The sequence below is a fragment of the Streptomyces sp. NPDC057002 genome (assembly GCF_042673825.1).
Lineage (GTDB): Bacteria > Actinomycetota > Actinomycetes > Streptomycetales > Streptomycetaceae > Streptomyces.
The window spans coordinates 439,291-462,652 of sequence record NZ_JBHURZ010000007.1 but is presented as its reverse complement, the minus strand read 5'-3'; the positions used below and the strand labels follow the sequence as shown (position 1 = coordinate 462,652).

Annotated in this window: 22 protein-coding genes and 1 riboswitch; of the genes, 12 read left to right on the top strand and 10 right to left on the bottom strand. The window is 72.0% G+C overall.

Translation table 11 applies throughout. From position 1 onward, the window contains the following. Positions 1-170: 170 nt before the first annotated feature. Positions 171-1,445, bottom strand: a complete 1,275-nt coding sequence (locus ACFT32_RS33110; RefSeq protein ID WP_382496625.1) for a histidine kinase — start codon at positions 1,443-1,445, stop codon at positions 171-173. A 179-nt stretch (positions 1,446-1,624) separates the two neighbouring features. On the opposite strand from ACFT32_RS33110, the gene ACFT32_RS33105 reads away from it, so the two are divergent. After that, positions 1,625-1,825, top strand: coding sequence for a hypothetical protein (locus tag ACFT32_RS33105; protein ID WP_184588775.1), 201 nt, complete (start codon positions 1,625-1,627; stop codon positions 1,823-1,825). A gap of 40 nt (positions 1,826-1,865) precedes the next feature. Here ACFT32_RS33105 and ACFT32_RS33100 read toward each other — a convergent pair whose 3' ends face one another. Together ACFT32_RS33100 and ACFT32_RS33095 are read right to left on the bottom strand one after the other, a co-directional pair. Further along, complete coding sequence (locus tag ACFT32_RS33100; RefSeq protein WP_193476842.1) at positions 1,866-2,261, bottom strand: ribonuclease domain-containing protein; 396 nt, start codon at positions 2,259-2,261, stop codon at positions 1,866-1,868. A gap of 98 nt (positions 2,262-2,359) precedes the next feature. Further along, on the bottom strand, positions 2,360-2,986 hold the full coding sequence (locus ACFT32_RS33095; RefSeq protein WP_382496623.1) for a dihydrofolate reductase family protein: 627 nt from the start codon (positions 2,984-2,986) through the stop codon (positions 2,360-2,362). 253 nt (positions 2,987-3,239) lie between these two features. Between ACFT32_RS33095 and ACFT32_RS33090 the strand changes: the two genes are divergently transcribed. After that, on the top strand, positions 3,240-3,944 hold the full coding sequence (locus ACFT32_RS33090) for an SDR family oxidoreductase (protein ID WP_382496621.1): 705 nt from the start codon (positions 3,240-3,242) through the stop codon (positions 3,942-3,944). Positions 3,945-4,061: 117 nt separating this feature from the next. On the opposite strand, the gene alc is transcribed toward ACFT32_RS33090, so the two are convergent. Continuing rightward, a complete protein-coding gene (gene alc, locus ACFT32_RS33085) occupies positions 4,062-5,177 on the bottom strand; it encodes an allantoicase (protein ID WP_382496619.1) in 1,116 nt (371 codons plus the stop codon). Positions 5,178-5,228: 51 nt separating this feature from the next. After that, positions 5,229-6,569: an allantoinase AllB gene (gene allB / locus ACFT32_RS33080; protein ID WP_382496617.1), complete on the bottom strand. Its 1,341-nt coding sequence runs from the start codon at positions 6,567-6,569 to the stop codon at positions 5,229-5,231. Between the two features lie 240 nt (positions 6,570-6,809). Here allB and allR point away from each other — a divergent pair, with 240 nt between their 5' ends. Next, positions 6,810-7,610 (top strand): allantoin degradation transcriptional regulator AllR, encoded by an 801-nt coding sequence (gene allR / locus ACFT32_RS33075; protein WP_184588787.1) that lies wholly within the window; start codon positions 6,810-6,812, stop codon positions 7,608-7,610. Between the two features lie 35 nt (positions 7,611-7,645). On the opposite strand, the gene ACFT32_RS33070 is transcribed toward allR, so the two are convergent. Then, positions 7,646-7,939: a DUF5955 family protein gene (locus tag ACFT32_RS33070; protein WP_382496700.1), complete on the bottom strand. Its 294-nt coding sequence runs from the start codon at positions 7,937-7,939 to the stop codon at positions 7,646-7,648. Positions 7,940-8,169: 230 nt separating this feature from the next. On the opposite strand from ACFT32_RS33070, the gene ACFT32_RS33065 reads away from it, so the two are divergent. After that, a complete protein-coding gene (locus ACFT32_RS33065; protein WP_382496615.1) occupies positions 8,170-8,784 on the top strand; it encodes an NTP transferase domain-containing protein in 615 nt (204 codons plus the stop codon). 207 nt (positions 8,785-8,991) lie between these two features. Then, on the top strand, positions 8,992-10,617 hold the full coding sequence (aceB, locus tag ACFT32_RS33060) for a malate synthase A (RefSeq protein ID WP_382496613.1): 1,626 nt from the start codon (positions 8,992-8,994) through the stop codon (positions 10,615-10,617). Between the two features lie 4 nt (positions 10,618-10,621). On the opposite strand, the gene ACFT32_RS33055 is transcribed toward aceB, so the two are convergent. Genes ACFT32_RS33055 through ACFT32_RS33045 form a run of 3 tightly spaced genes read right to left on the bottom strand, consistent with a single transcriptional unit; the run spans position 10,622 to position 14,792 of the window. Further along, complete coding sequence (locus ACFT32_RS33055; protein WP_184588795.1) at positions 10,622-10,891, bottom strand: SelT/SelW/SelH family protein; 270 nt, start codon at positions 10,889-10,891, stop codon at positions 10,622-10,624. Next, complete coding sequence (locus tag ACFT32_RS33050) at positions 10,888-11,802, bottom strand: HipA family kinase (protein ID WP_382496611.1); 915 nt, start codon at positions 11,800-11,802, stop codon at positions 10,888-10,890. Before ACFT32_RS33050 ends, ACFT32_RS33055 begins: the two co-directional genes overlap by 4 nt. Next, complete coding sequence (locus ACFT32_RS33045; RefSeq protein WP_382496609.1) at positions 11,796-14,792, bottom strand: BTAD domain-containing putative transcriptional regulator; 2,997 nt, start codon at positions 14,790-14,792, stop codon at positions 11,796-11,798. Before ACFT32_RS33045 ends, ACFT32_RS33050 begins: the two co-directional genes overlap by 7 nt. A 131-nt stretch (positions 14,793-14,923) precedes the next feature. On the opposite strand from ACFT32_RS33045, the gene ACFT32_RS33040 reads away from it, so the two are divergent. The 7 genes from ACFT32_RS33040 to ACFT32_RS33010 all read left to right on the top strand — a co-directional run bounded on the left by ACFT32_RS33040 (position 14,924) and on the right by ACFT32_RS33010 (position 22,764). Beyond that, positions 14,924-16,084 (top strand): serine hydrolase domain-containing protein, encoded by a 1,161-nt coding sequence (locus ACFT32_RS33040; RefSeq protein WP_382496608.1) that lies wholly within the window; start codon positions 14,924-14,926, stop codon positions 16,082-16,084. A 71-nt stretch (positions 16,085-16,155) separates the two neighbouring features. After that, positions 16,156-16,707, top strand: coding sequence for an MSMEG_1061 family FMN-dependent PPOX-type flavoprotein (locus ACFT32_RS33035; RefSeq protein ID WP_382496607.1), 552 nt, complete (start codon positions 16,156-16,158; stop codon positions 16,705-16,707). Between the two features lie 59 nt (positions 16,708-16,766). Continuing rightward, entirely contained in the window at positions 16,767-17,636 is an 870-nt protein-coding gene (locus ACFT32_RS33030) for an ABC transporter ATP-binding protein (RefSeq protein WP_382496605.1), read from the top strand. After that, entirely contained in the window at positions 17,633-18,613 is a 981-nt protein-coding gene (locus ACFT32_RS33025; protein WP_382496604.1) for an ABC transporter substrate-binding protein, read from the top strand. Before ACFT32_RS33030 ends, ACFT32_RS33025 begins: the two co-directional genes overlap by 4 nt. 64 nt (positions 18,614-18,677) lie before the next feature. After that, positions 18,678-20,753, top strand: coding sequence for an iron ABC transporter permease (locus tag ACFT32_RS33020; RefSeq protein ID WP_382496602.1), 2,076 nt, complete (start codon positions 18,678-18,680; stop codon positions 20,751-20,753). Between the two features lie 81 nt (positions 20,754-20,834). Continuing rightward, on the top strand, positions 20,835-22,343 hold the full coding sequence (locus ACFT32_RS33015) for an APC family permease (RefSeq protein WP_382496600.1): 1,509 nt from the start codon (positions 20,835-20,837) through the stop codon (positions 22,341-22,343). A 1-nt stretch (position 22,344) separates the two neighbouring features. Next, complete coding sequence (locus tag ACFT32_RS33010; protein ID WP_382496598.1) at positions 22,345-22,764, top strand: universal stress protein; 420 nt, start codon at positions 22,345-22,347, stop codon at positions 22,762-22,764. A 15-nt stretch (positions 22,765-22,779) separates the two neighbouring features. On the opposite strand, the gene ACFT32_RS33005 is transcribed toward ACFT32_RS33010, so the two are convergent. Further along, on the bottom strand, positions 22,780-23,151 hold the full coding sequence (locus ACFT32_RS33005; protein ID WP_382496596.1) for a (2Fe-2S) ferredoxin domain-containing protein: 372 nt from the start codon (positions 23,149-23,151) through the stop codon (positions 22,780-22,782). 62 nt (positions 23,152-23,213) lie between these two features. Further along, a riboswitch (cobalamin riboswitch) is annotated at positions 23,214-23,286 on the bottom strand. Positions 23,287-23,362 lie beyond the last annotated feature (76 nt).

The window sequence follows — 23,362 nt, the reverse complement described above, 5'->3', positions numbered from 1 at the left end:
CGTAAGGCCGTAAGGCCGTGGAGCCGTGGAGCCGTGGAGCCGTGAGGCCGTAAGGCCGTGGAGCCATAAGGCCGTAAGGCCGTGGAGCCATAAGGCCGTAAGGCCGTGGAGCCATAAGGCCGTAAGACCGAGGAGCCGCGAGGGCCGTCCCGGTCAGCCGGGGCGGTCCTTCACGTCCACGGCAGCCACGCCCGCACCTCGAACCCGCCCTCCGGCGTGTGCCCGTGCTCCAGGCGGCCGCCCGCCAGGGTCGCCCGTTCCGTCAGACCGATCAGGCCCTGGCCGGAGCCGGGTACGGGGGGCACCTCGCCCTCGGGGGCCGGGTTGTGCACGGAGACGGTGAGGCCGTCGCCCGGTGCGCCGGTGACGGACACCGTGACCTCCGTGCCGGGCGCGTGCTTGCGGGCGTTGGTGAGGCCCTCCTGGGCGATGCGGTAGGCGGTGCGGCCGACGGAGGACGGGACGGCGGCGGGGTCGCCGACACGCTGGTCCAGGGAGACCTTCATGCCGGCCTGGCGGGACTCGGCGACCAGCGTGTCCAGTGCCCCGAGGGTCGGCACCGGCCTGCCCGTGTCGTCCGGCTCGCCCGCCCGCAGCACGCCGATGATCTCCCGCAGGTCCTGGAGGGCCTCGTGCGCGCTCTCCCGGATCACACCCGCCGCCCTCGCGGTCTGGGCCGGGGGCGCGTCGGGCCGGAACTCCAAACCCCCCGCGTGCACGCTCAGCAGCGTCAGCCGGTGGGCGAGTACGTCGTGCATCTCCCGCGCGATGGCCTCGCGGGCGAGCCGCTGCGCCTGCTCGGCCCGCAGCCGCGCCTCCGTCTCGGCCCGCCGGGCACGGTCCCTGAGGCTCACCAGCAACTGCCGATTGGCCCGTACGAACATGCCCCAGCCGACGATCGCCACCGTGAGCAGCACGGCGAAGAGCACACTCACCAGGTAGGCGATGTCCCCGTCAGGGCGCAGCCAGTAGAACAGCGGGATCAGGGCGACGTTGACGCCGCCCACCCAGGCCACGTACCGGAAGGGGCGGTGCACCGCGAGGGTGAACAGGGCGATCACGGCCGTACCGCCCGCGGTGTCCGAGACGAGGGTGACGGGAGTCAGCGCCACGGCAAGCCCCAGGGGCCAGCGGCGGCGCAGCCAGACCGTCGCGCAGGCCAGCGCGCCGATGACCTGGTCGACGACGGCCAGCCCTTCCGGGACATGAGGGTTCTTGACGAGGGCCTCCAGGGCGACCGCCCCCACCAGCACGGCCAGCAGGAAGCAGCAGAAGTCGACGGCCCAGTCGCGCGCGGTGCGCCGGGGCCGACGCCCGTCCCGTTCGGCGTCGGGGTCGAGTTCCTGCAGCAGGGCGGACGGGATGAACCATCTGCGCCCGGTGAACAACGAGGGCGTCTCCCCCGCCGGCACCAGGGCGGCCTGCCCCGCGTTCTCACCACTCACGGTCGACAAATCTACGCAGCCCGGGCCCGCTCCACCGCCTCCCGGGCGGGATCGTCGACCAAAGTCGTCACACCGGAGACTTTCGACGCGGCCGGCCGAGCCCGAACGGGGACTTCCGTCTCCGGATGCCCGCCCCGCGGCAGATGTGCTCGCGGGGTCCGCGGGGCGAGGCTCATGGCATGAAGCAGGTACTGGAGATTCTCGGCTTCCTCGCCCTGGTCCAGGGCGTGGCGGGCCTGGTGCACGAGTTCACCGACTGGAACTGGGGGCTCGTGCAACGACTGGGGTTCCTCGACGGCTACGAGATCTACGCGAGCGTCACCCTGCTCGTGCTGGGCGTCGCCCTGTTCGCGGCGGCCGGGAGCCGGAAGTCCGTCTGAGCAGCGGACGGACCTCCGGCACCACCCTTGCGGGCCCGGCTCAGCAGCCGTAGTCGACCAGGTCGAACGACTCGTAGTGGTCGGCCGTGTAGTAGTCCTCCTGGTTCTCCTCACCGGTGACGATGCGCCGCGCACCGCGGTTGGAGGAGCCGGGGGTGATGACCGTGTACTCGTGGTAGTAGCCGGTCGACTGCTGGGGCAGGATGCGCTCCCGGTTCTGGAAGACGGTGCCGTCCTGCTCGAACGGGTAGGGGCCGCCCTGCTCGATCAGGTCGAGCGTGTCATGGGCCTGGGACGGCAGTTTGCTGTAGCAGATGTCACCGACGGCGGTGGGGGCCGCGTCGGCCGTGGTGGCGGAGACGGTCCCGCCGATGAGGAGAGCGGACACAAGGGCGGCTGCTGCGCCGAGCCGCGAGGCGCGTGGGGGGAAATTCATGCGCTCATGATGACGCGCGTAGACAGTGGCATGTCAATGTCAAGCGCAGAGATTTTCCCGTCAAGTCCGATGAGTTTGCGGGAAGTTAACCCGGGCGGCTACGCGTCCTCCGGCAGTTTGTACTCGCCGTACTCCGGGCGGCCCGCCAGGTCGTACGTCTGCATCGAGACGCCCGCGCCGCTGACGCTCCCTCCCGTGTGCCGGAACGCGGTCGGTACGGCGCCCTCCGGGAACAACCGGAACCCGGTGCCGAGCACGACCGGGAAGGTCAGCAGGTGGAGCGTGTCGACGAGGTCGAGCGACAGCAGGGAGCGGACGAGGGCGCCGCTGCCGTGCACCTGGAGCTCGCCGTCGGTGCGCTCCTTCAGGGCGCTGACCTCCTTGCCGAGGTCATCGGAGAGCACGGTGGTGCCCGCCCAGCCGGGGTCCTTCAGGGTCGAGGAAGGGACGTACTTCGGCAGTGAGTTGAGCTTCGAGGCGACCGGATCGGCCGGGTCGGTCACCTTCGGCCAGTACGAGGAGAAGATGTCGTACGTACGGCGCCCGAGCAGGAAGGCGGCCGGGCGCGCGAAGACGTCGTTGACGAACCGGCCGAAGTCCTCGTCGGCGTACCAGAAGCTCCAGCCGCCGTGGGTGAAGCCCCCGCGGGTGTCCTCCTTGGGCCCGCCGGGGGCCTGGTAGACGCCGTCGAGGGTGACGAAGAGGGTGGAGACGAGCTTGCCCATGGCGGGTGCCTGCCTTTCCGGAACGAAGAGGGTCCGTTGTCATGGGTTCAGACCCCGCCGGCACCCGCAACTCATCGCTGGGCCGTACGCCACGCGCGCGTCTCGCCGGGACGTCGATGTCCGTTGGCCGCCAGCGTCGTCGTCGGGCGGCCGCTGAGATGGAGGCATGACTTCACAAGGAACTTCTCCAGCGACTCCTCAGACGGCTTCTCAGACGGCTTCTCAGGAAACCCTGCACGGCAAGGTGGCTCTCGTGACCGGCGGGAGCCGGGGCATCGGCGCGGCGACGGCCCTGCGGCTGGCCCAGGAGGGCGCGGACGTGGCCGTCGGCTATGTGAACGGCAAGGAGGCGGCCGAGGAGGTCGTACGGGCCGTGGAGGCGCTGGGGCGCCGGTCGGTGGCGCTGCGGGCGGACGCCGGGGACGCCACCGACGCGGCCGAAGTGGTGGACGCGGCGGCCGAGGCGCTGGGGAGGCTCGACGTCCTGGTGAACAACGCGGGCGTGGGGGTTCTCGGGCCGCTGGAGACGCTGTCCCTCGAGGACGTCGACCGGGTCCTCGACATCAATGTACGAGGTGTCTTCCTGACGTCCCGGGCAGCCGCCGCGTGGCTGCCCGAGGGCGGGCGGATCATCACGATCGGCAGTTGCATGGCACAACGCGTGCCGGGGCCCGGCGGGACGCTTTACGCGATGAGCAAGGCCGCCCTGGCCGGTCTGACGAAGGCCCTGGCCAGGGAGCTGGGCGGGCGCGGGATCACGGCGAACCTGGTCCTCCCCGGCCCGATCGACACGGACATGAATCCGGCGGACGGTCCGCACGCGGAAGGCCAGGCGGCGATGACCGCGCTGGGGCGGTACGGGACGGCGGACGAGGTGGCGTCGATGGTCGCCTATCTCGCGGGAGCGACGTATGTGACCGGTGCGGAGTTCTCGGTGGACGGCGGTCACGCGGCGTGAGGCCCATAGGGCGCACGTGACGTAAGTAGGGTGCACGTGATGCACATGGGGCGCACGTGACGTACATGGGGCGCACCGGTGCTGTCAGGCCGGTGCGCCCCATGGGTCGGGGTCGGCTCAGCCGCCCAGCTCCTGGTGACGCGCCGCGAGACGCCTCGCGCCGTCCTCGGTCAGGGAGCCGAACAGGCGCAGCCGGGAGATGCCGCCGTCCGGGAAGATGTCCACGCGCGCGTGCGTGCCGACGGCCGGCTCCGGGAGGACGAAGCGGTGGTTGGTGTCGGGCTGGAGGCGGGTGCGGGGCAGGATCTCGCGCCACTCGCCGTCCTCGCCGTCCTGGACCGACACGGACGCCCAGCCGGCGCTGTTGCCCTTGAGGTAGGCGGTGTCGATCTCCAGGGCGCGGATCCGCGCCTGGGCGGCCAGCCGGTAGCGGATCCAGTCGTGGCCCTGGTCGCGGCGGCGCCGGGTCTCCCAGCCGTCGTCCATCTTGCGGGAGCGGCCCGGCTGGATGGTGTTGGAGGCGGGCGAGTAGAAGAGGTTGGAGGCGTCCTCCGCCTGCCCGCCGTTCTCCAGGGCGACGACGTCGAAGGTGCCCAGCGCCCGAAGCCACTCGGGGTCCGGGACGACCTCGCCGTACACGCGCAGGCGGGCGATGCCGCCGTCGGGGTGCTGGTTCACCCGCAGGTGGGTGAAGCGCTGCTCGGCCGCGACGGAGAAACCGTTCGCCGCGTGGCCGCCGACCGGGGTGCGCGGGACCAGGGTCGTCCACTTCACGTCGTCCCCGAGGAGTTCCTCCGGCGACGGGGAGCCCGGTACGGAGGCGCCCTCGACGGACACCGCCTGGGGGTAGTTGCCGCGGAAGTGGGCCGTGTCGACGACGATCCCGCGGATCACGCCGGGGGCGCCGAGACGCACCAGTGCCCAGTCGTGGTCCTCGGCCGTCGGCCACGGGTGCCCGGCGGAGGCGCCGCGCCGCCGCCGCGTCTCCCAGCCGTCCATGATCTTGCCCTTGTGCCCGAAGTGCTCGGGGTCGAACTCGGCGGGCCCGGGCACCAGCAGGTTCTCGCGCTGGGCGAAGAACTCGTCGTTGGCGGCGAGGACACCGGCCCCGAGGCGCCGGTCGGCGAGGTCGGCGTACTGGGTGAAGGGGAAGTCGGCGGTGCGGTAGTCCGCGTACGGGTCGCCTCCTCCGTAGGGGTTCGCGTCGCCGGTGAAGCTGGGAATCGCCGTCACGGGATGGGTGCCTTTCGGGAGTCGGCCGGTGGGATACGGGTGCGGGGAGGTCTACGGCTGCCGGGTGAGGAGTCGCCCCTTCGGTTCGGTGAACTCGCCGTCCGCGACGATGCGCTGCCCGCGCAGCCAGGTGGACTTCACGACGCCGTACAGGGTCTTGCCCGAGTACGCCGTGACGCGGTTGCGGTGCTGGAGGGCCACCGGGTCGACGGTGAAGGTCTCGTCGGGTGCGAGGACGGCGAAGTCGGCGTCACGGCCGGCCGCGATGGCGCCCTTGCGGGTGTCGAGCCCGACCAGTTCGGAGGTCCGCGCGGACATCCAGCGGACCACGTCCTCCAGGCCGTGCCCGCGCTCGCGGGCCGCTGTCCACACCGCCGCCAGGCTCAGCTGGAGTCCGGAGATGCCGCCCCACGCGGTCGCGAAGTCGTCCGTCTTCAGGTCGGCGGTGGACGGGGAGTGGTCGGTGACGACGCAGTCGACGGTGCCGTCGGCCAGCGCCTGCCAGAGCAGGTCCTGGTTGGCGGACTCGCGGATGGGCGGGCAGCACTTGAACTCGCTGGCGCCGTCGGGGACTTCCTCGGCGGTGAGGGTCAGGTAGTGGGGGCAGGTCTCCACGGTGATGCGGACGCCCTCCGCCTTCGCCTCGGCGATCATCGGCAGGGCGTCGCTGGAGGACAGGTGCAGGATGTGCACGCGTGCGTGGAGGGCCTTGGCCTCGCGGATGAGCTGGGCGATGGCGGTGTCCTCGGCGTCCCGGGGGCGTGAGGCGAGGAAGTCGGCGTAGCGGGGGCCGGGCCGCTGCGGGGCGGAGGCGAGGAGGTGGGGGTCCTCGGCGTGCACGATGAGCAGTCCGTCCAGGGCGGCGATCTCGGCCATGGAGCGGGCGAGCGGGTCGCGGTCGAGGTGCGGGAACTCGTCCACGCCGGACGGCGACAGGAACGCCTTGAAGCCGAAGACGCCGGCCTCGTGCAGCGGGCGCAGGTCCTTGATGTTGTCGGGCAGGGCGCCGCCCCAGAAGCCGACGTCGATGTGCGCCTTGTCGGCGGCGACCCGCTGCTTCGTACGGAGGTGCGCGACGGTCGTGGTCGGCGGGAGGGAGTTGAGGGGCATGTCGACGAGGGTCGTGATGCCGCCGGCCGCCGCGGCGCGGGTGGCGGTCCAGAAGCCCTCCCACTCGGTGCGGCCGGGGTCGTTCACATGCACATGGGTGTCGACCAGGCCGGGCAGCAGAACGTGGTCGCCCAGGTCCTCCAGGCGGGCGCCCTCGGGTACGGGCGCGTCGTACGGGAGGACGGCCGTGATCGTGCCGTCGGCGACGGCGACCGAGGCGGCGCGCGTCCCCTCGGGAGTGATGACACGCGTCGAGCGGAGCACCAGTTCAGCGTCGGACACCCGAACCCCTTACTTCCACCTACCGGAATTCAACTTTCTGTTGAAGGAGTCTCACTCCCTCTCCCGTGCCAGTCAAGGGCACACTGGACCTCGGCGCCTTTCACATGGCTACTCCTGGACGTTTCCACAAAGCGGAATTAAACTTCCAGCACGCAGAACGTAGCTACGTACGAGCGGGGAGTCAACCGACTGCCGGGTAGGCTTCTGCCCTTCCGCCGCCAGCCCCGAAAGGAACGCGCCGTGCCGACGTCCAGCGCCAGCACCACCGACTCCGCCCGGTCCTCCGCCAACGGCGGCGTACAGTCCCTGGAGCGCGCCTTCGACCTGCTCGAACGGATGGCGGACGCGGGTGGCGAGGTCGGCCTGAGCGAGCTGTCCGCGAGCAGCGGGCTGCCCCTGCCGACCATCCACCGTCTGATGCGCACACTGGTGGCCTGTGGATACGTCCGTCAGCAGCCGAACCGGCGGTACGCGCTCGGCCCCCGCCTGATCCGACTCGGCGAGTCGGCCTCCCGGCTGCTGGGCACCTGGGCCCGGCCCTACCTCGCCCGGCTGGTCGAGGAGACCGGCGAGACGGCGAACATGGCGCTGCTGGACGGGGACGAGATCGTGTACGTGGCGCAGGTGCCGTCGAAGCACTCGATGCGCATGTTCACGGAGGTCGGCCGGCGCGTCCTGCCGCATTCCACGGGCGTGGGCAAGGCCCTGCTCGCGAGCTTCCCGGCGGAGGAGGTGCGCGCCCTGCTCCACCGCACGGGCATGCCCGCCGCGACGGAGAAGACGATCACGACGCCGGACGGGTTCATCGCCGCACTGGAGGACGTACGCCGGCAGGGCTACGCGATCGACGACAACGAGCAGGAGATCGGGGTCCGCTGCCTGGCGGTCTCGGTGCCCGACTCCCCCACCGCCGCGGCCATCTCCATCTCCGGCCCGGCGGGCCGGGTCACGGAGGCGGCGACGGACAAGATCGTGCCGGTGCTCCAGCAGGTCGCCGCGGAACTGTCGGAGGCCCTCGCCAGCCAGAGCCCCGCATCATGACGGCACACTGACCGGCTCGGGCCCCGACAGCACTCTCAGCCCTCCCCGCGCACCGGCCCTCCGAAGAGGTCCACGGCCCGGCGGACCTCCGACAGGCCGGGCGACAGCGCGCTCACCGAGCCGATCGCGCCGGCGATCAGCAGCAGGGAGCGGCGCAGCCGCGGGATCTCGGGCATGCCGGCGACGGCCATCGCGTCCAGCGCGGCCAGTTCCTCCTCGGCGATGGTCCGGTCGGCGAAATCGCCGGGATGGGCGGCGAGCCGGCGACGCAGCCCGGACACAGCGGAGCGTAGCTCCGTCACGCGCGGGTCCTCGTCGCCGCTGGTCACAGGCCCCTGCCGCTTCTGCTCCACGCTCCGCAACACAGTCCTCCCCCTCGCACCTCGTCGTGCGCGTGCCATTCCGACGCGAAGTCCCCCACACCGGGCAGCGATCGGACGCCCGGACGGTCGGTGCGGGCGAGATTAAACGACAGGGCCCACCAGGCGCCAGTCCATTGCGTCATCGACTTGCTCCGCTGCGTGACTTCTCGGCCCGGATCGTGCGGTATGCAGGATCCATGACGACACGGAAGACGCCGGAAGAGGCCCAGGAGGTTGCCGGGCTACTGCTCGCCGGCGGGGGCGGGCGACGACTCGGAGGGCGACCCAAAGCACTGCTTCTCCATCGGGGGCGGCCGCTCGTGGAACACGCGGTGCGGGTGCTGCGGGAGGGCGGCTGCTCACGGGTCCATGTGGTACTGGGCGCCCGGTCCGAAGAGGTGCGCGAACGGACCGCCCTGCCGGACTGCGTCCTCGTCGACAACCCCGACTGGGAGCAGGGCATGGGCACGTCCCTGCGGGCCGGGCTCGACTCGCTCGCCGGCACGGGCGCCCGGGCCGCCCTGGTCTCGCTGGTCGACCAGCCCGGCATCGGCGCGGAGGCCGTGGCCCGGGTCCTCGGGGCGTACAAGGGCGAGGAATCGCTGGTGTCGGCCGCGTACGCCGGGGTGCGGGGCCATCCGGTCCTGTTCGGTGCCGCCCACTGGGCGGGCATCGCCGCGACCGCCACCGGGGACCGCGGGGCACGCGCCTATCTGAAGGAACACGAGCCGGCGATCGAGCTCGTCGAGTGCGGGGACGTGGCCCGGCCCTTCGACATCGACACCGAGGCCGATCTGGCGCACCTTGAGTGAACGGGGTGGCACGGAGCGCCACCTTTCCTCGATCCGAAGAGTCTCGACGTCAACACACGATTGAACTTCCACTATGAGGAAACTAGTATCCACAGTTCAGAAGCGCCCGAGGGCTCCGCGGGTGCCGAACGCCGTATCCGGGAAGACTGGCACCCGGTGCCGAACCGCCGCCTCGTCTTCGTAGCTCGCTGAAGGAAGTGACCGTTCATGTCCGCACCAGCGCCGTCACCGCTGGCCATCGTCGACGCCGAGCCCCTGCCCCGGCAGGAGGAGGTCCTCACCGAAGCGGCACTGGCCTTCGTGGCCGAGCTGCACCGGCGGTTCACGCCCCGGCGTGACGAACTCCTCGCCCGCCGCGCCGAGCGCCGCGCCGAGATCGCCCGCACCTCCACCCTCGACTTCCTCCCGGAGACCGCCGCGATCCGCGCCGACGACTCCTGGAAGGTCGCCCCGGCCCCGGACGCGCTGAACGACCGCCGGGTCGAGATCACCGGCCCCACCGACCGCAAGATGACCATCAACGCCCTCAACTCGGGCGCCAAGGTGTGGCTCGCGGACTTCGAGGACGCCTCCGCGCCCACCTGGGAGAACGTGGTCCTCGGCCAGCTCAACCTGAGCGACGCCTACACCCGGAACATCGACTTCACGGACGCCAAGTCCGGCAAGTCGTACGCCCTGAAGGCGAACGAAGAACTCGCCACGGTCGTCATGCGCCCGCGCGGCTGGCACCTGAACGAGCGTCACCTCGTCGACGCCGACGGCACCCCGGTGCCCGGCGCGCTGGTCGACTTCGGCCTGTACTTCTTCCACAACGCCAAGCGCCTGCTGGGCCTCGGCAAGGGCCCGTACTTCTACCTCCCCAAGACGGAGTCGCACCTGGAGGCCCGCCTCTGGAACGAGGTCTTCGTCTTCGCGCAGGAGTACGTCGGCATCCCGCAGGGCACCGTCCGCGCGACCGTCCTGATCGAGACGATCACGGCGGCGTACGAGATGGAGGAGATCCTCTACGAGCTGCGCGACCACGCCTCCGGGCTGAACGCCGGCCGCTGGGACTACCTCTTCTCCATCGTCAAGAACTTCCGGGACGGCGGCGCCAAGTTCGTCCTGCCGGACCGCAACGCGGTGACGATGACGGCCCCGTTCATGCGCGCCTACACCGAACTCCTCGTCCGCACCTGCCACAAGCGCGGCGCGCACGCGATCGGCGGCATGGCGGCCTTCATCCCGTCCCGCCGGGACGCGGAGGTCAACAAGGTCGCCTTCGAGAAGGTCCGCGCCGACAAGGACCGCGAGGCGAACGACGGTTTCGACGGCTCCTGGGTCGCCCACCCCGACCTGGTGCCGATCGCCATGGAGTCCTTCGACAAGGTCCTCGGCGAGAAGCCCAACCAGAAGGACCGGCTGCGCGAGGACGTCGACGTCAAGGCGGCCGACCTGATCGCCGTCGACTCCCTCGACGCCAAGCCCTCCTACGCGGGCCTGGTGAACGCCGTGCAGGTCGGCATCCGGTACATCGAGGCCTGGCTGCGCGGGCTCGGCGCGGTCGCGATCTTCAACCTGATGGAGGACGCGGCCACCGCCGAGATCTCCCGCTCGCAGATCTGGCAGTGGATCAACGCGGAGGTCGTCCTCGACAACGGCGAGCAGGTCACCGCCGAGCTGGCCCGCAAGGTCGCCGCCGAGGAACTCGCGAACATCCGCGCCGAGATCGGCGACGAGGCCTTCGCGGCCGGCAACTGGCAGCGGGCGCACGACCTGCTGCTGACGGTCTCCCTCGACGAGGACTACGCCGACTTCCTCACGCTGCCGGCGTACGAGCAGCTCAAGGGCTGAACAGTCACCGCTCCGAGTGGCCCAGGGTCTTTCCCGGGGCCACTCGGTCGCGTACGGCCTTCTTCACGGCGGTCGGTTCGGGGAAGCCCTGCTCGCGCCGGTCCCAGACGACCTCGTCGCCGACGCGGACGACGAACACGCCGCCCTTGCCCGGCTTCAGCGCCAGTTCCGTCAGCTCCGCCTCGAAGGTCGTGAGCAGTTCCTGCGCCAGCCATGCCGCCCGGGGCAGCCAGCGGCACTGGGTGCAGTACTCGATCTCCACACGGCCACTCATCCGAGGTGCACCGACCAATCCTGTTGGGCCGCGGGTTTGCCGTGCAGGTCCGGGACCTGCTTGAGCCACGCGGGTCGTCCTTGCTGGGTTCTGGCCGCCCGGGCGGCCTCCTCGGCGGCGAGTTCCTCCCGGGTGGGGAAGCCGGTGGGCAGCCAGGCCCCGGAGGACCGCACGCGCGCGTGGAGGTACGTCACATACGCCTCACGTGCCTCGTCCGGGCCGGCGAAGCCGGGCTCGTCCGCGAGCCAGGCGTCGGGAACCTCCGCGAGGATGCGGCGCAGCAGCTCCTCGGTCACCCGGGGGGCCAACTCGGCGTCGGCGGCCCGCACATCGGGCCCGTAGTGGCCGAGGGCGTGGTGCCTGAAGTCGTAGGCCTTGGCCGGGTCGGCGCCGTCCCAGCGGTGGTGGAAGACGAGGGCGGCACCATGGTCGATCAGCCACAGGCGCGGGGGTGCGACGCCCAGGGTGGGCCAGACCATCAGGTTGGAGCTGTGGACCGTGCGGTCGACGTTCACGGTCAGTGCGTCGAGCCAGACGATCCTGCCCGCCTCCAGGGGATCGACGGGGAAGACCCGGGCGATCTCCGGGGTGAAGTCCCGGGCGCCCGGAAGATAGTCCATGCCGAGATTGACGCCCGCGCTGGCCGCGTGCAGCTCCCGCACCTCCTGGTGGGGCTCGTCGTCCGCTACCGCCGGGTCGAAGTGCACCAGCACCAGCTCGGGGAACCGCAGCCCGAGGGCGCGGGCCAGTTCGCCCACGATCACCTCGGCGACCAGCGCCTTGCGGCCCTGCGCGGAGCCGGTGAACTTGACGACGTAGGTGCCCAGGTCGTCCGCCTCGACGACGCCGGGTACGGAGCCGCCGGAGTGCAGGGGTGCGACGTAGCGCGTGGCGGTGACCTCTCTCAGCATGTGCGCCCCTCGCTTCCGGCCTCTGGGATGACCTGAGCATTGTAGGAAGTGATCGCCCCCGTGCGGGTGCGCAGGTCGGCGAGTACCGGGGCGTCCGTGCCGTCCAGGGCGGTCAGCGCGCCGCGCCATCGGGTCAGGGCCGCCCGCTCGTCCCCGAGCTCCCTCAGGACGTGGCCCAGCTCGTACTCGGCGAGGCCCCGCCCGTAGGAGTCGCCGCGTGCGGCGACTTCCCGGATCAGTTCCTCGCACTCCTCCCGGGCGGGTCCGGGGCGGCCGAGCGCCCGCAGGGCCTGTGAGCGGCCCAGGCGGGTCTCCCGCTCGGCGTTCCAGTGGCCGGCGCCGGCGGACGTGACGCTCAGCGCCTCGTCGAAGCTCCGCAGGGCCTGGGCGGGATCGCCGAGGGCCAGGTGGGCGCGGCCCGCGTTGCACAGGGCGACCTGTTCGAGCACGGCATTGCCGCCCTGCCGGGCGAGGTCCCGGCTGCGCAGGTGAAACGAGAGGGCCGTTCGCGGGTCGCCGAGTTCGGCGACGTTCCCCTGGTGGCCGACGAGCGTCGCCTCCTCGCCCGGCGCGAGGGTGTCGGGACGCAGGGCGAGACACCGTGCGAGCGTCGCCCGGGCCTCGGCGCCGCGGCCGAGTTCCCGCAGCAGCGCGGCGCGGTTGCCGAGGTGCCGCATCCGGGCCGCGTCGTCGGCGAGGTGCCCGCTGAGCTCCACGGCTTCGTCCAGCAGGAGCAGTGCCTGGCGGACGCGTCCGGCCGAGTAGTGCGCGGAGGCGAGCTGGCCGAGGGCCCGTGCCTCGGCCGCGGCGTCGCCGCCCGATCTGGCGAGGGCGATGGCGTGCCGCGTCAGGCGTTCGAGGTCCCGCGCCCGGCCGCGGTCGTGCAGATAGGGGAACAGGGAGTTGATCAGTTCCAGGGTGCGGCCGGGTCCCAGGCGTCCGTCAGCGCCGGAGTCGGCCAGGGAGAGCAGGTTCGCCGCCTCCGTGTCGCCCCAGGCGAGTGCCGCCGCCGCGTCGGCGAAGGCCGGGGCGTCCCCGGGCTGTTCGGGCGCTCGGCCGGGCCCCGGCCGGAGGGCGGCGGCGCATCGGGCGAGCCGCTGCCGGTACCAGCGCAGGGCCCGTTCGACGGCGTCGGTGTTCCCGGCCCGGGCGTCCGGCCGGCCGGCCAGTTCCCGGGCGAAGTCGCGGACCAGGTCGTGCGGGACGTAGCGGCCCCAGCGCGTCTCCTGGAGCAGCGCCACCTCCGCCAGGCGGTCCAGGGCCTGTTCGGCGCGGCGTTCGGAGTAGCCCGTCGCGACGGCCATCAGCGGTGCGCCGTACTCGGGCAGGTCCAGTGCGCCGACGAGGGCGAGGGCCGTGGCGGCGTCCCGGTCGCGGGGGTCGCCCGAGCCGGTGAGTGCCTCGTGGGCCGCCGTCAGGGAGCGGCGGACGCTGAGGTCCTCCAGTTCGAGGTGGTCCAGGCGGTCCTCCAGCCGGGCCAGGCGTTCCGCCAGTTTCTCCACCGACAGCGCCGTCCGGCTCCTGAGGCGGGCCGCGCAGATGCGCAGCGCCAGGGGCAGGTGGCCGCACAGGTCCGCCAGCCGGGCGACCGCCCGGGCGTCGGCCGCGGCCCAGGTGCGGCCCGCGGCCCGCTCCAGCAGAAGGGCGCCGTCCCGCGGCGGGAGCGGTTCGAGCCGGACGTGCGTGGCGGCTCCGAGGGTGGCCAGCGGCTGTCTGCTGGTCAGCAGTACGGCGCAGCCGGCGCCTGCCGGGAGCAGGGGACGCACCTGGCTCACCGATGCCGCGTCGTCGAGGACGAGGAGGGTGCGGGTGGCGGCCAGCGCGGAACGCAGCAGGGCGGAGCCGGCCGCCTCGTCGCCGGGGATCCGCCGGGTGTCCACCCCCAGGCCGTGCAGAAGGGCGGCGAGGGCGTCGGCGGGTGTGAGGGGGGTGATGCCGGGTGTGGCGCCGTGCAGGTTGAGGTAGAGACGGCCGTCCGGGAAAGCGGGCCTGAGCTGTTCCGCGATGTGCAGGGCGAGGCCGGTCTTGCCGACGCCCGGCATGCCGCTGATCACCGCGCACGCGGTGCCGGCGCGGTCCGACTCCAGCGCGGCACGGATCTCGGCGATGTGCTCGGCACGGCCGACGAACCCGCCGGGCGGCGCGGGGAGTTGCTCCGGCCGCGGGGGCGTCGGCCCGGGCACGGCCGGGGGATCGGACTCAGGGGCGGTTAACGGGGCGGCGGGGGCGGGCGGTTCAGAGGCCTGCCGGTGGGTGGCGCTGCGGAGCACCTCCTGGTGGGCGTCCTGGAGGGCCGGGCCGGGCTCGACGCCGAGTTCCTCGACCAGGGTCCGGCGCAGGGACCGGAAGCGGGCCAGTGCCTCGGCTCGGCGGCCGGTGCGGCCGAGGGCGAGGATCAGCTGGCGGTGCAGCGCCTCCCGGAACGGATGCTCCTCGACGAGGAGGCCCAGGTCGGCTGCGAGCCCTTCCGGACGGCCGAGTCGCAGCAGGGCCTCGAAGCGGCATTCCAGCGCCTGGAGCCGCTGTTCCCGGAGGAACGTGACGACGGGGTGCCCGGCGAGGGCGGGCACGTCCGCGAAGGGGGTGCCGCGCCACAGGGCGAGCGCCTCGCCCGCCGCGCGCTCCGCCGCCTCCCAGTCCTCCCGGCTGCGGGCCTCCACCGCCCGGCGCACCCGCCCCTCGAACGCCTCGCGGTCCAACTCGTCCGCGCCGACCCGCAGTTCGAGCCCGTGGGGCATGGTGCGCAGCCGGGTGCCGCCGGTGTCGCGGAGGTCGCGGCGCAGCCGGGCGACGTGGTTGTGCAGCGAGGCGGTGGCGGTCGGCGGCGGGTCCTCGCCCCACAGCGCCGCCGTCACCGTGTCCGGCGGCACGGTGCGGTTCGGTTCCAGCAGCAGGACGGCGAGCAGCGCACGGGGCTTCGCTCCCCGGACGACGAAGGCCACGCCGTCGTCGTCGGCCGTCGTCAGTGCTCCCAGTACCGCGAACTTCACCAGCACTCCCCCGTGTTCGGCATCGGCCCCTGCTCGAAGAGCGTCACACATCGCTGTTAGCGGCGCGTGGAGGGCCTGTTAGGACCGGCCGGGACGATGCCCTTCCCACGAGCCGAGAGAGGTCGGTGCACATGTCGACACGCCCGATACGGACGACGCTGGTCTGCGTGACGGCGATCGCGGCGACGAGTACGGCCCTGCTGTCCGCGCCCGCGGCCGCGGCGGAGACACGAGGGCCCGGGCACGGCGCCACCCAGGCCGCCATGGACGCCGCCGTCGCCGCGGGTGTGCCCGGTGTCGTGGCGGAGGTGCGCGACACCCGTGGGGTGTGGAAGGGCACCTCGGGCGTCGCCGACCTCACCACGGAGCAGCCGCGCGGCCACGGCGACCGGTTCCGCGCGGGAAGCGTCACCAAGACACTGGTGGCCACCGTCATGCTCCAGCTCCAGGCGGAGGGCAGGGTCGACCTCGATGCCACGGTCGACCACTACCTGCCCGGACTGGTGCGGGGGAACGGCCACGACGGCACGAAGATCACGGTGCGTCAGCTGATGAACCACACCAGCGGCATCTTCAACTTCACCGACGACGCCACGTTCGCGAAGAAGGTGCTCGGCATCGACTTCCTGGAGTCCCGCTACGACGACTGGACTCCGCAGCAGGTCATCGCCCTCGCCCTGGAGAACCCGCCCCAGTTCGAGCCCGGCACCTCGTGGAAGTACTCCAACACCAACTACCTGCTGCTCGGGCTGATCGTCGAGAAGCTGACCGGCCGGCCCTACGCCGAGGAGATCGAACGGCGCGTCACCGGCCCGCTGGGGATGCGCGCCACACGCTTCCCCGGAACCGACCCGCACGTGCCCGCGCCCACCCGGCACTACTCCACCTTCACCGAGGACCCGGGCAAGACCTACGACGTGACCGAGCTCAACCCGTCCTGGGCCTGGGCGGCGGGCGAGATGATCAGCAACTCCGCCGACCTCAACCGCTTCTTCAGCGCGCTGTTCGGCGGCAGGCTGCTGCGTCCCGCCCAGCTCCGGCAGATGACGAGGACGGTGTCGACGGAGGGCAATCTGCCGGGCCAGCGCTACGGCCTGGGCCTCATCGAGTACGAGACGAGCTGCGGGGTCCCGGTCTGGGGCCACTCGGGCGGGATCCACGGCTCCTCGACCCAGTCCTTCGGCTCCAGGGACGGCCGCCACATGATCACCCTGAACTTCAACGGGGACTGGGTCGGCGGCGGCAAGAACGTCGTCTCGGCCGAGTTCTGCCCGCCCCGGAATCCCCGGTAAGGCTAGCCTTGCCTCACTTTCGCTAGGCTGTGCGGGCAGATCAACGGACGCGCACACCCCGGGAGCCCGCCTTGCCGCACACGACCGACACCGTCGCCGCGCGCGAGGAGGGCTGGGTCCAGCTGGGATCGGGCGCCGAGTTGCGCGAACTGCTGGGCGAGCCCTGGCCCGTGGTGATCGAGAAGGTCCACGACCGGCTCACCGAGCAGGACCGGGACATCCTCGCCCGCTCCCCCTTCTGTCTGCTGGCCACCTCCGACGCGCAGGGCAACTGCGACGTCTCCCCGCGCGGGGACGCCGCAGGGTTCACCCACGTCGTGGACTCCGGCACCCTCGCCCTGCCCGACCGGCCGGGGAACCGGCGCGGCGACAGCTTCCACAACATCCTCGACAACCCGCACGCCGGACTGCTGTATCTGATACCCGGCGGCAAGGAGGTCCTGCGGGTCAACGGCCGGGCCCGGATCCTCACCGACGCCCCGTTCTTCGACGCCATGACGACACAGGACGGCAAGCGCCCCACCCTCGCCCTCGTGCTCGACATCGACGAGATCTATCTGCACTGCCCGCAGTCGCTGCGCCGCTCGGGGGTATGGAATCCGGCCTCGTGGCAGACGGGCTGAGATCACGGTTCCGACACCCCCCTCCCGGCATTTACTAAGGTTAGGCTAACCTTCGCCGCGTGAGATCTGGTGAAGAAGCGGCCGGCGGACAGCGTCTGCGCGGGCATCAACTTTCGGCCACGGGTGTGACCGTGTCGTACGACGGCGTGGATGTCGTGCACGACGCGGCGATCACGCTCCGGCCCGGTGAGGTGACCGTCCTGGTCGGCCCCAACGGCAGCGGGAAGTCGACGCTGCTGCGGACGATCGCCCGGCTGCAGCGGGCCCGTGAGGCCGCGCTCAGGATCGACGCCGGCACCGACGGCCTCGCCCTGACCGCCCGGGAGTTCGCACGGTACGTGGCCCTGCTGACCCAGGGCCGGCCCACGCCCAGCGGGCTGACCGTGCGGGACCTCGTCGAGTTCGGCCGCTACCCCTACCGGGGCCGCTTCGGCCGCCCGGACCCGGACGCCTCGGCCGCGGTCGAGCGGGCGCTGGCGCTGACCGGGGTCACGGACCTCGCCGAGCGCGGCGCCGACCACCTCTCCGGCGGGCAGTTGCAGCGGGTCTGGCTCGCGAGCTGCCTCGCCCAGGAGACCGGTGTGCTGCTGCTGGACGAGCCGACGACCTATCTCGACCTGCGCTACCAGATCGAACTCCTCGACCTCGTCCGCGATCTGGCGGACGACCACGGGATCGCCGTCGGGGTCGTGCTGCACGACCTCGACCAGGCGGCGGCCATCGCCGACCGGATCACGCTGCTCGAAGCGGGCCGGATCGTCGCCGAGGGCCGGCCCGAGGAGGTCCTGACCCCGGAACGGCTGACCGCCGTCTACGGCATCCGGATCGACGTCGACACAGACCCCCACACCGGCCGACCGCGGACCCGTCCGATCGGCCGGCACCACACCCGTACCACCCGAAGCGAAAGGCTCGGCACCACCTCATGAGACGTCTCCTGCTCACCGCCGCCACCACCACGGCCGCGGCGCTCACCCTCGCCGCCTGCGGCACCACCGAGCCCGCCGCGGACAAGTCGAAGAAGACCTCCGAGGCCATCACCCTCACCGACTCCACCGGCGCGAAGGTGGAGCTCGACGGCCCCGCCAAGAAGGTCGTCGCCACCGAGTGGAACGAGGTCGAGAGTCTCATCACCCTCGGTGTCGACCCCGTCGGCGTCGCCGACGTCAAGGGCTACAAGACCTGGGACACCGCCGTCCCGCTGAAGAACGAGCCGAAGGACATCGGCACCCGCGGCGAGCCCAGCATGGACACCGTCGCCTCGCTCTCCCCCGACCTCATCGTGGCCAGCTCCGACCTGCCCGACGCGGCCGTGAAGCAGCTGCGGAAGATCGCCCCGGTGCTGGAGATCAAGTCCGCCGACGCGTCCGACCAGATCGGGCAGATGTTCACCAACCTGGACCTCATCGCCAAGGCGACCGGCACCACCGACAAGGCGAAGGCCGCCCGGACGGACTTCGAGGCCAAGGTCGCCGAGGGCAAGAAGGCCCTCACCGACGCCAAGCTCGACGGCTCGGACATCGCCTTCGCCGACGGCTACGTCACCGCCAACCAGGTCTCCCTGCGCCCGTACACCGACGGCTCCCTCATCGGGTCGGTCAACAAGCAGCTCGGCCTGAAGAACGCCTGGAAGGTCAAGGGCGACCCGGCCTACGGCCTCGGCACCACCGACGTCGAGGGCCTCACCGCCCTGCCGAAGGACGTGCGGTTCGCCTACATAGGCAACGACGACGACAAGTCCAGCAACCCGTTCTCCGGCCAGCTCAAGAAGAACGCCGTGTGGACGTCCCTGCCGTTCGTCAAGGCGGACAAGGTGCACCGGCTGCCCGACGGCATCTGGATGTTCGGCGGTCCCCAGTCGATGGAGGCGTACATCGACGCCCTCGTCGACGCTCTGACGAAGTAGACCAGCCGACGCAGCAGGCGAGCTGACGAAGCAGTAGCGCGGACGAAGCAGAAGCACCGGAGCCATGGCCGTCACCGAAGCACCCCCCAGCACCACCCGCCCGCAGGCGGCCGCGTCCCGTACGGGCGCGGCCGCGGTGACGGCCGGGCTCGTCCTCCTCGTCGCCGCTCTCGCGGTCGTCGACATCACCCAGGGCACCGCCGCCGTCGGTCCGGCGCAGGTGTTCAAGGCCCTGACCGGGCAGGCCGATCCGGGCGACGCGTCCGTGGTCATCGCCTCCCGGCTGCCGCGGATGGCCGCCGGCCTCCTGGTCGGCGTCGTGCTCGGCATCGCGGGCGCCGTCCTCCAGGCCGTCAGCCGCAATGTGCTCGCCTCGCCCGACACCCTCGCGGTGAACGCCGGTTCGTACCTGGCACTCGGGCTGGTCGGCGCGACCGGCCTCTCCCTGCCCCTGCTGGCCTCCTCGGGCGTCGCCTTCGCGGGCGGGCTGGTGGCGGCGGCCGTCGTGCTCGCCCTGTCCGGACTCGGCACGGGCACCGTACGGCTGGTCCTGGCCGGCACGGCGCTCGCGCTCGGCCTGAACTCCGTGACGGAGGGGCTGCTCCTGCTGTTCCCGCAGCAGACGGAGGGCCTCTACCAGTGGAACCAGGGGAGCATCGGCCAGAACGGCTTCGACGGCGTCCTGCAGATGCTGCCCGTCGCCCTGGCGGGGCTCGCCGGGCTGCTGCTCGTCGCCCGGCGGGTCGACGCGCTCGCCCTCGGGGACGACGCCGCACGCGGGCTGGGCGTCCCGGTCCACGCCACCCGCGTCACGGTGGTCGTGCTGGCGGCGCTGCTGTCGGCGGCGGCCGTCACGCTCGCCGGGCCCATCGGCTACGTCGGGCTCTGCGCCCCCGCACTGGTGCGTCCGCTCGCCCGCAGGTTCCGGGGCTTCGTCCGCGCCCGGGCGGCCCTGCCCGTGGCCGGGCTCGCCGGTGCCGCGCTGGTGCTCGGGTCGGACGTGCTGCTGCGGGCCCTCGTCCCCGCGGACACGGCGGTCGCCGTGCCCACCGGCATCGTCACCAGCCTGGTCGGTGCCGTGTTCCTGGTGGTGACGGCCCTGCGGCTGCGGGACACGGCCGGCGCCGACGCACCGGACCGGCTGCGCATCCCGAGCCGGACGGCGTTCCTGGTCACGGTGGGCGTCCTGGCCGCCGTGGTCGTCGGTGTCACGCTGGCCGGCGTCCTGCTCGGCGACAGCAAACTCCTGCTCGGCGATGTCGCGAACTGGGCGCAGGGGCGGGCCGGTCAGGCCGTCTCCTTCGTGCTGGACACGCGGGTGCCGCGGGTGCTCGCGGCCCTGTGCGCGGGCGCGTCGCTCGCCCTGGCCGGCACGCTCGTGCAGGCCGTGACCCGCAACCCGCTCGCGGAGCCGGGCGTTCTGGGCGTCTCCGGCGGCGCCGCGCTGGGTGCCGTGCTCCTGGTGACGACCGTGCCCGCCGCCGGATCCTGGGGGATCGCGGGTGCCGCGTTCGGGGGCGCCGCACTGGCCTCCGCCATCGTCTTCGGGCTCGCGGCCCGGGGCGGCTACCGGCAGAACCGGCTGGTCCTCGTCGGGATCGGCATGGCCGCCGGCTCCACGGCCCTGATCAGTCTGCTCATCGTGCTCACCGACCCGTTCAACGCCACGAAGGCGCTGACCTGGCTGTCCGGTTCGACGTACGGGCGGACCATGCCGGACGTCGTACCCGTCGCGCTCGTGCTGGTGCTGGGCCTGGCCGTCGCGGTCGCGCGGCGCACCGAGCTGGATCTCGTCTCCCTGGACGAGGACACCCCACGGCTGCTCGGCCTCGGACTGCCCCGGGCCAGGCTCGGGTTCCTGGTGGTGGGTGTCCTGCTCGCCGCGACCGCGGTCGCCTCGGCCGGCACCATCGGCTTCGTGGGTCTCGTGGCGCCGCACGCGGCACGTGCCCTCGTGGGCCGGCGGCATGTGCGGGTGGTGCCGGTCGCCGTGCTGCTCGGCGCGGCGCTCGTCTGCACGGCCGATCTGCTCGGCCGGACCGTCATCGCCCCCGCCCAGCTGGGCGCCGGACTGATGACGGCGGTGATCGGCACGCCGTACTTCCTGCGTCTGCTGGTACGCAGCCGAAAGGCGACATAAGCCCCCCGAAGGGCCATCAATGACCAAAATGCCCCACACCTGCCTGTTGTATGGATCCACGCACAACGGGAGTGAGGGAGCATGGCCGAGGACATCACGGACGCGGGCCCGCCACCGTCCGCGAGCCTGAAGCCCAATGCGATCGGGTTCCTCGACGCTCTGGTCATCGGGCTCAACGCGACCTCACCGGCGTACTCGGTGGCGGCGGTCATCGGCCCGGTCGTGGCGCTGGTGGGCATCTACGCCCCCGGGGTGATGATCGCGTCGTTCGTGCCGATGCTGCTGATCGCGTCGGCCTTCTACTACCTCAACAAGGTCGACCAGGACTGCGGCACGACCTTCTCGTGGGTCACCCGGGCCATGGGGCCGTGGGCGGGCTGGCTCGGCGGCTGGGCCATCGCCATGACGGGTGTTCTGGTCGTCGGGTCGCTGGCGGACGTCGCCGTGACCTTCTTCCTGCTCGCGGTCGGTCTGGACAGCTGGGCGGACAACGACGTCGTCCGCCAGGTGCTGACCGTGCTGCTCGTCCTGGTGATGACGGCCGTCTGCGTGATCGGCATCGACGTGTCGGCCAAGGTGCAGAACGTCCTCATCCTGGCGCAGGTCGCCTGTCTGCTGGTCTTCGCCGTGGTGGCGCTCTACCGCGTCTACGCCGGCACCGGCACCCTCGACGCCATCGAACCGGAGTTCAGCTGGCTCGATCCCTTCGGAGCGGGCGGGGCGTCCCTGACCGCCGCCCTGCTGCTGGGCGTGTTCATCTACTGGGGGTGGGAGTCGGCGGTCAACCTCACCGAGGAGACCGAGGACTCCGCCACCGCCCCCGGCAAGGCGGCCGTGTGGTCGACGGTGCTGCTCCTGGTGACCTACCTCGCGGTCGCGTTCGCGGTCGTGGGGTACGCGGGAACGGCCTATCTGGCCGAGAACGCGGCGGAGGAGGAGTTCATCTTCGCGCTGCTCGCCGAAGAGGCGATGGGCGGCTGGGACTGGGTGGTGCTGCTGGCGGTCTCGACGTCCGCGCTCGCGTCGACGCAGACGACGATCATCCCGGCGTCGCGCACCGGTCTGTCGATGGCCCGCCGGCATGCGCTGCCCGCGCACTTCGGCCGTATCAACCCGCGGTTCCGCACCCCCGACGTGAGCACCTGGTGGGTCGCCGGCATCGCCATCGTCTGGTACCTCGTCCTCTACCACATCAGCGAGAACGCCCTGTTCGACTCGCTGACCGCGCTGTCCCTGCTGATCGCGTTCTACTACGCGCTCACGGGTGTCGCCTGTGCGGTCTACTACCGGCGCCAGCTGACCCGCAGTGCCCGCGACTTCCTCCTGATCGGGCTCGGCCCCCTGGTCGGTGCCGGGCTGCTGGCCTGGCTGCTGGTGGAGTCCGTGGCGGACATGTCCGACCCCGCCAACTCCTACAGCGGTGTCTCGTGGTTCGGCCTCGGTCCCCCGCTGGTCATCGGTATCGGCATCATCGTCACGGGCGTGATCCTCATGGTCGTGTGGCGGCTGATCACCCCCGTGTTCTGGTCGGAACACCCCAGCGTGGTCGACCCCGGCCTCGTCCCCGGCAAGCACGGCAAGGAGTCCTGAGATGTCGGTGGTCCTCGGCTACGACGAGTCCCCGGGCGCCCGGAGCGCGCTGCGGGTCGCGATCGAGGTGGCGGCCGCGTACGGCGAACCGCTGGTGATCGTCTACGGCGCCGCGGCCCCGGGCGTCACGGGCGAGGAGTACGGCGCTCACTACGATGCCGTCCGCGAGGCCGGGACCACCGTGCTCGGTCACGCCGTCCGGGTCGCCGACGAAGCCGGCGTGCCGAGCACCGTCGAACTCATCGACCAGCGGCCCGCGCAGGCGCTCATCGACGCCGCGGCACGCCATGACGGCAGGGTGATCGTGGTGGGCACCTGGGGCGAGAGCCCGGTGCGCGGCGCCCTGCTGGGCTCGACCCCCCACAAACTGCTGCACCTCTCGAACATCCCCGTCCTGTGCGTACCGGCCGAGGAGTCCTGAGGCCCCCGGCCGTGGTCAGGAACTGCCCGCGCGTCGTTTCGCGAGCGGGCTGAAGGCGTACAGGTCGAGGATGTCGGGCAGGGGCGCGACACCGGGGCCGCCCTCGCGGACCCAGGTGACGATGTCCTCGGTCGCGGCCGGGTCGTTGACCAGACCGAACCACACCGGCCGGGCCCCGGCGGCCCGGCCGGCCGCCGACGGCTGTACGACGATGACGTTGGCCTGGTCGCAGACGTCGAGGCACTCGGAGACCCGCACGGGCGCCGCCTCGCGCAGCCGCTCGGTCTGGGCCGCGTGGTCGACGCCGGTCACCTTGCGACTGCCGCAGCAGCAGTCCCGGCACACGACGACGCGGCACGGAACCCCTCCGGCCGGGGTTGCGGACATGCCGCACCCTTCCTCTCTCCGGGGAGATCCGCCCCGGTGGTTCGTCGAGGAGGCGACCGCGTGAGTCTCCTGGCTCCCGGCCGAGGCCGGTCACAGTGGCGGGACCGCGCCGGATTCACACCGGCTTCCTCGTTCCGCCGTCGCCATGTCGCCGGCCATCATTCCATGCGGCCGGAGCACCGGTTCAGTCCGTCTCGTGGGGCGTGCGGGG

Coding starts and splice junctions, on each gene's coding strand:
- ACFT32_RS33010 (WP_382496598.1), top strand. CDS start 22,345: ATGTCGGTGGTCCTCGGCTACGACGAGTCCCCGGGCGCCCGGAGCGCG.
- ACFT32_RS33050 (WP_382496611.1), bottom strand. CDS start 11,802: ATGCTGAGAGAGGTCACCGCCACGCGCTACGTCGCACCCCTGCACTCC.
- ACFT32_RS33065 (WP_382496615.1), top strand. CDS start 8,170: ATGACGACACGGAAGACGCCGGAAGAGGCCCAGGAGGTTGCCGGGCTA.
- ACFT32_RS33095 (WP_382496623.1), bottom strand. CDS start 2,986: ATGGGCAAGCTCGTCTCCACCCTCTTCGTCACCCTCGACGGCGTCTAC.
- ACFT32_RS33040 (WP_382496608.1), top strand. CDS start 14,924: ATGTCGACACGCCCGATACGGACGACGCTGGTCTGCGTGACGGCGATC.
- ACFT32_RS33005 (WP_382496596.1), bottom strand. CDS start 23,151: ATGTCCGCAACCCCGGCCGGAGGGGTTCCGTGCCGCGTCGTCGTGTGC.
- aceB (WP_382496613.1), top strand. CDS start 8,992: ATGTCCGCACCAGCGCCGTCACCGCTGGCCATCGTCGACGCCGAGCCC.
- ACFT32_RS33055 (WP_184588795.1), bottom strand. CDS start 10,891: ATGAGTGGCCGTGTGGAGATCGAGTACTGCACCCAGTGCCGCTGGCTG.
- ACFT32_RS33015 (WP_382496600.1), top strand. CDS start 20,835: ATGGCCGAGGACATCACGGACGCGGGCCCGCCACCGTCCGCGAGCCTG.
- ACFT32_RS33100 (WP_193476842.1), bottom strand. CDS start 2,261: ATGAATTTCCCCCCACGCGCCTCGCGGCTCGGCGCAGCAGCCGCCCTT.
- ACFT32_RS33020 (WP_382496602.1), top strand. CDS start 18,678: ATGGCCGTCACCGAAGCACCCCCCAGCACCACCCGCCCGCAGGCGGCC.
- ACFT32_RS33025 (WP_382496604.1), top strand. CDS start 17,633: ATGAGACGTCTCCTGCTCACCGCCGCCACCACCACGGCCGCGGCGCTC.
- ACFT32_RS33105 (WP_184588775.1), top strand. CDS start 1,625: ATGAAGCAGGTACTGGAGATTCTCGGCTTCCTCGCCCTGGTCCAGGGC.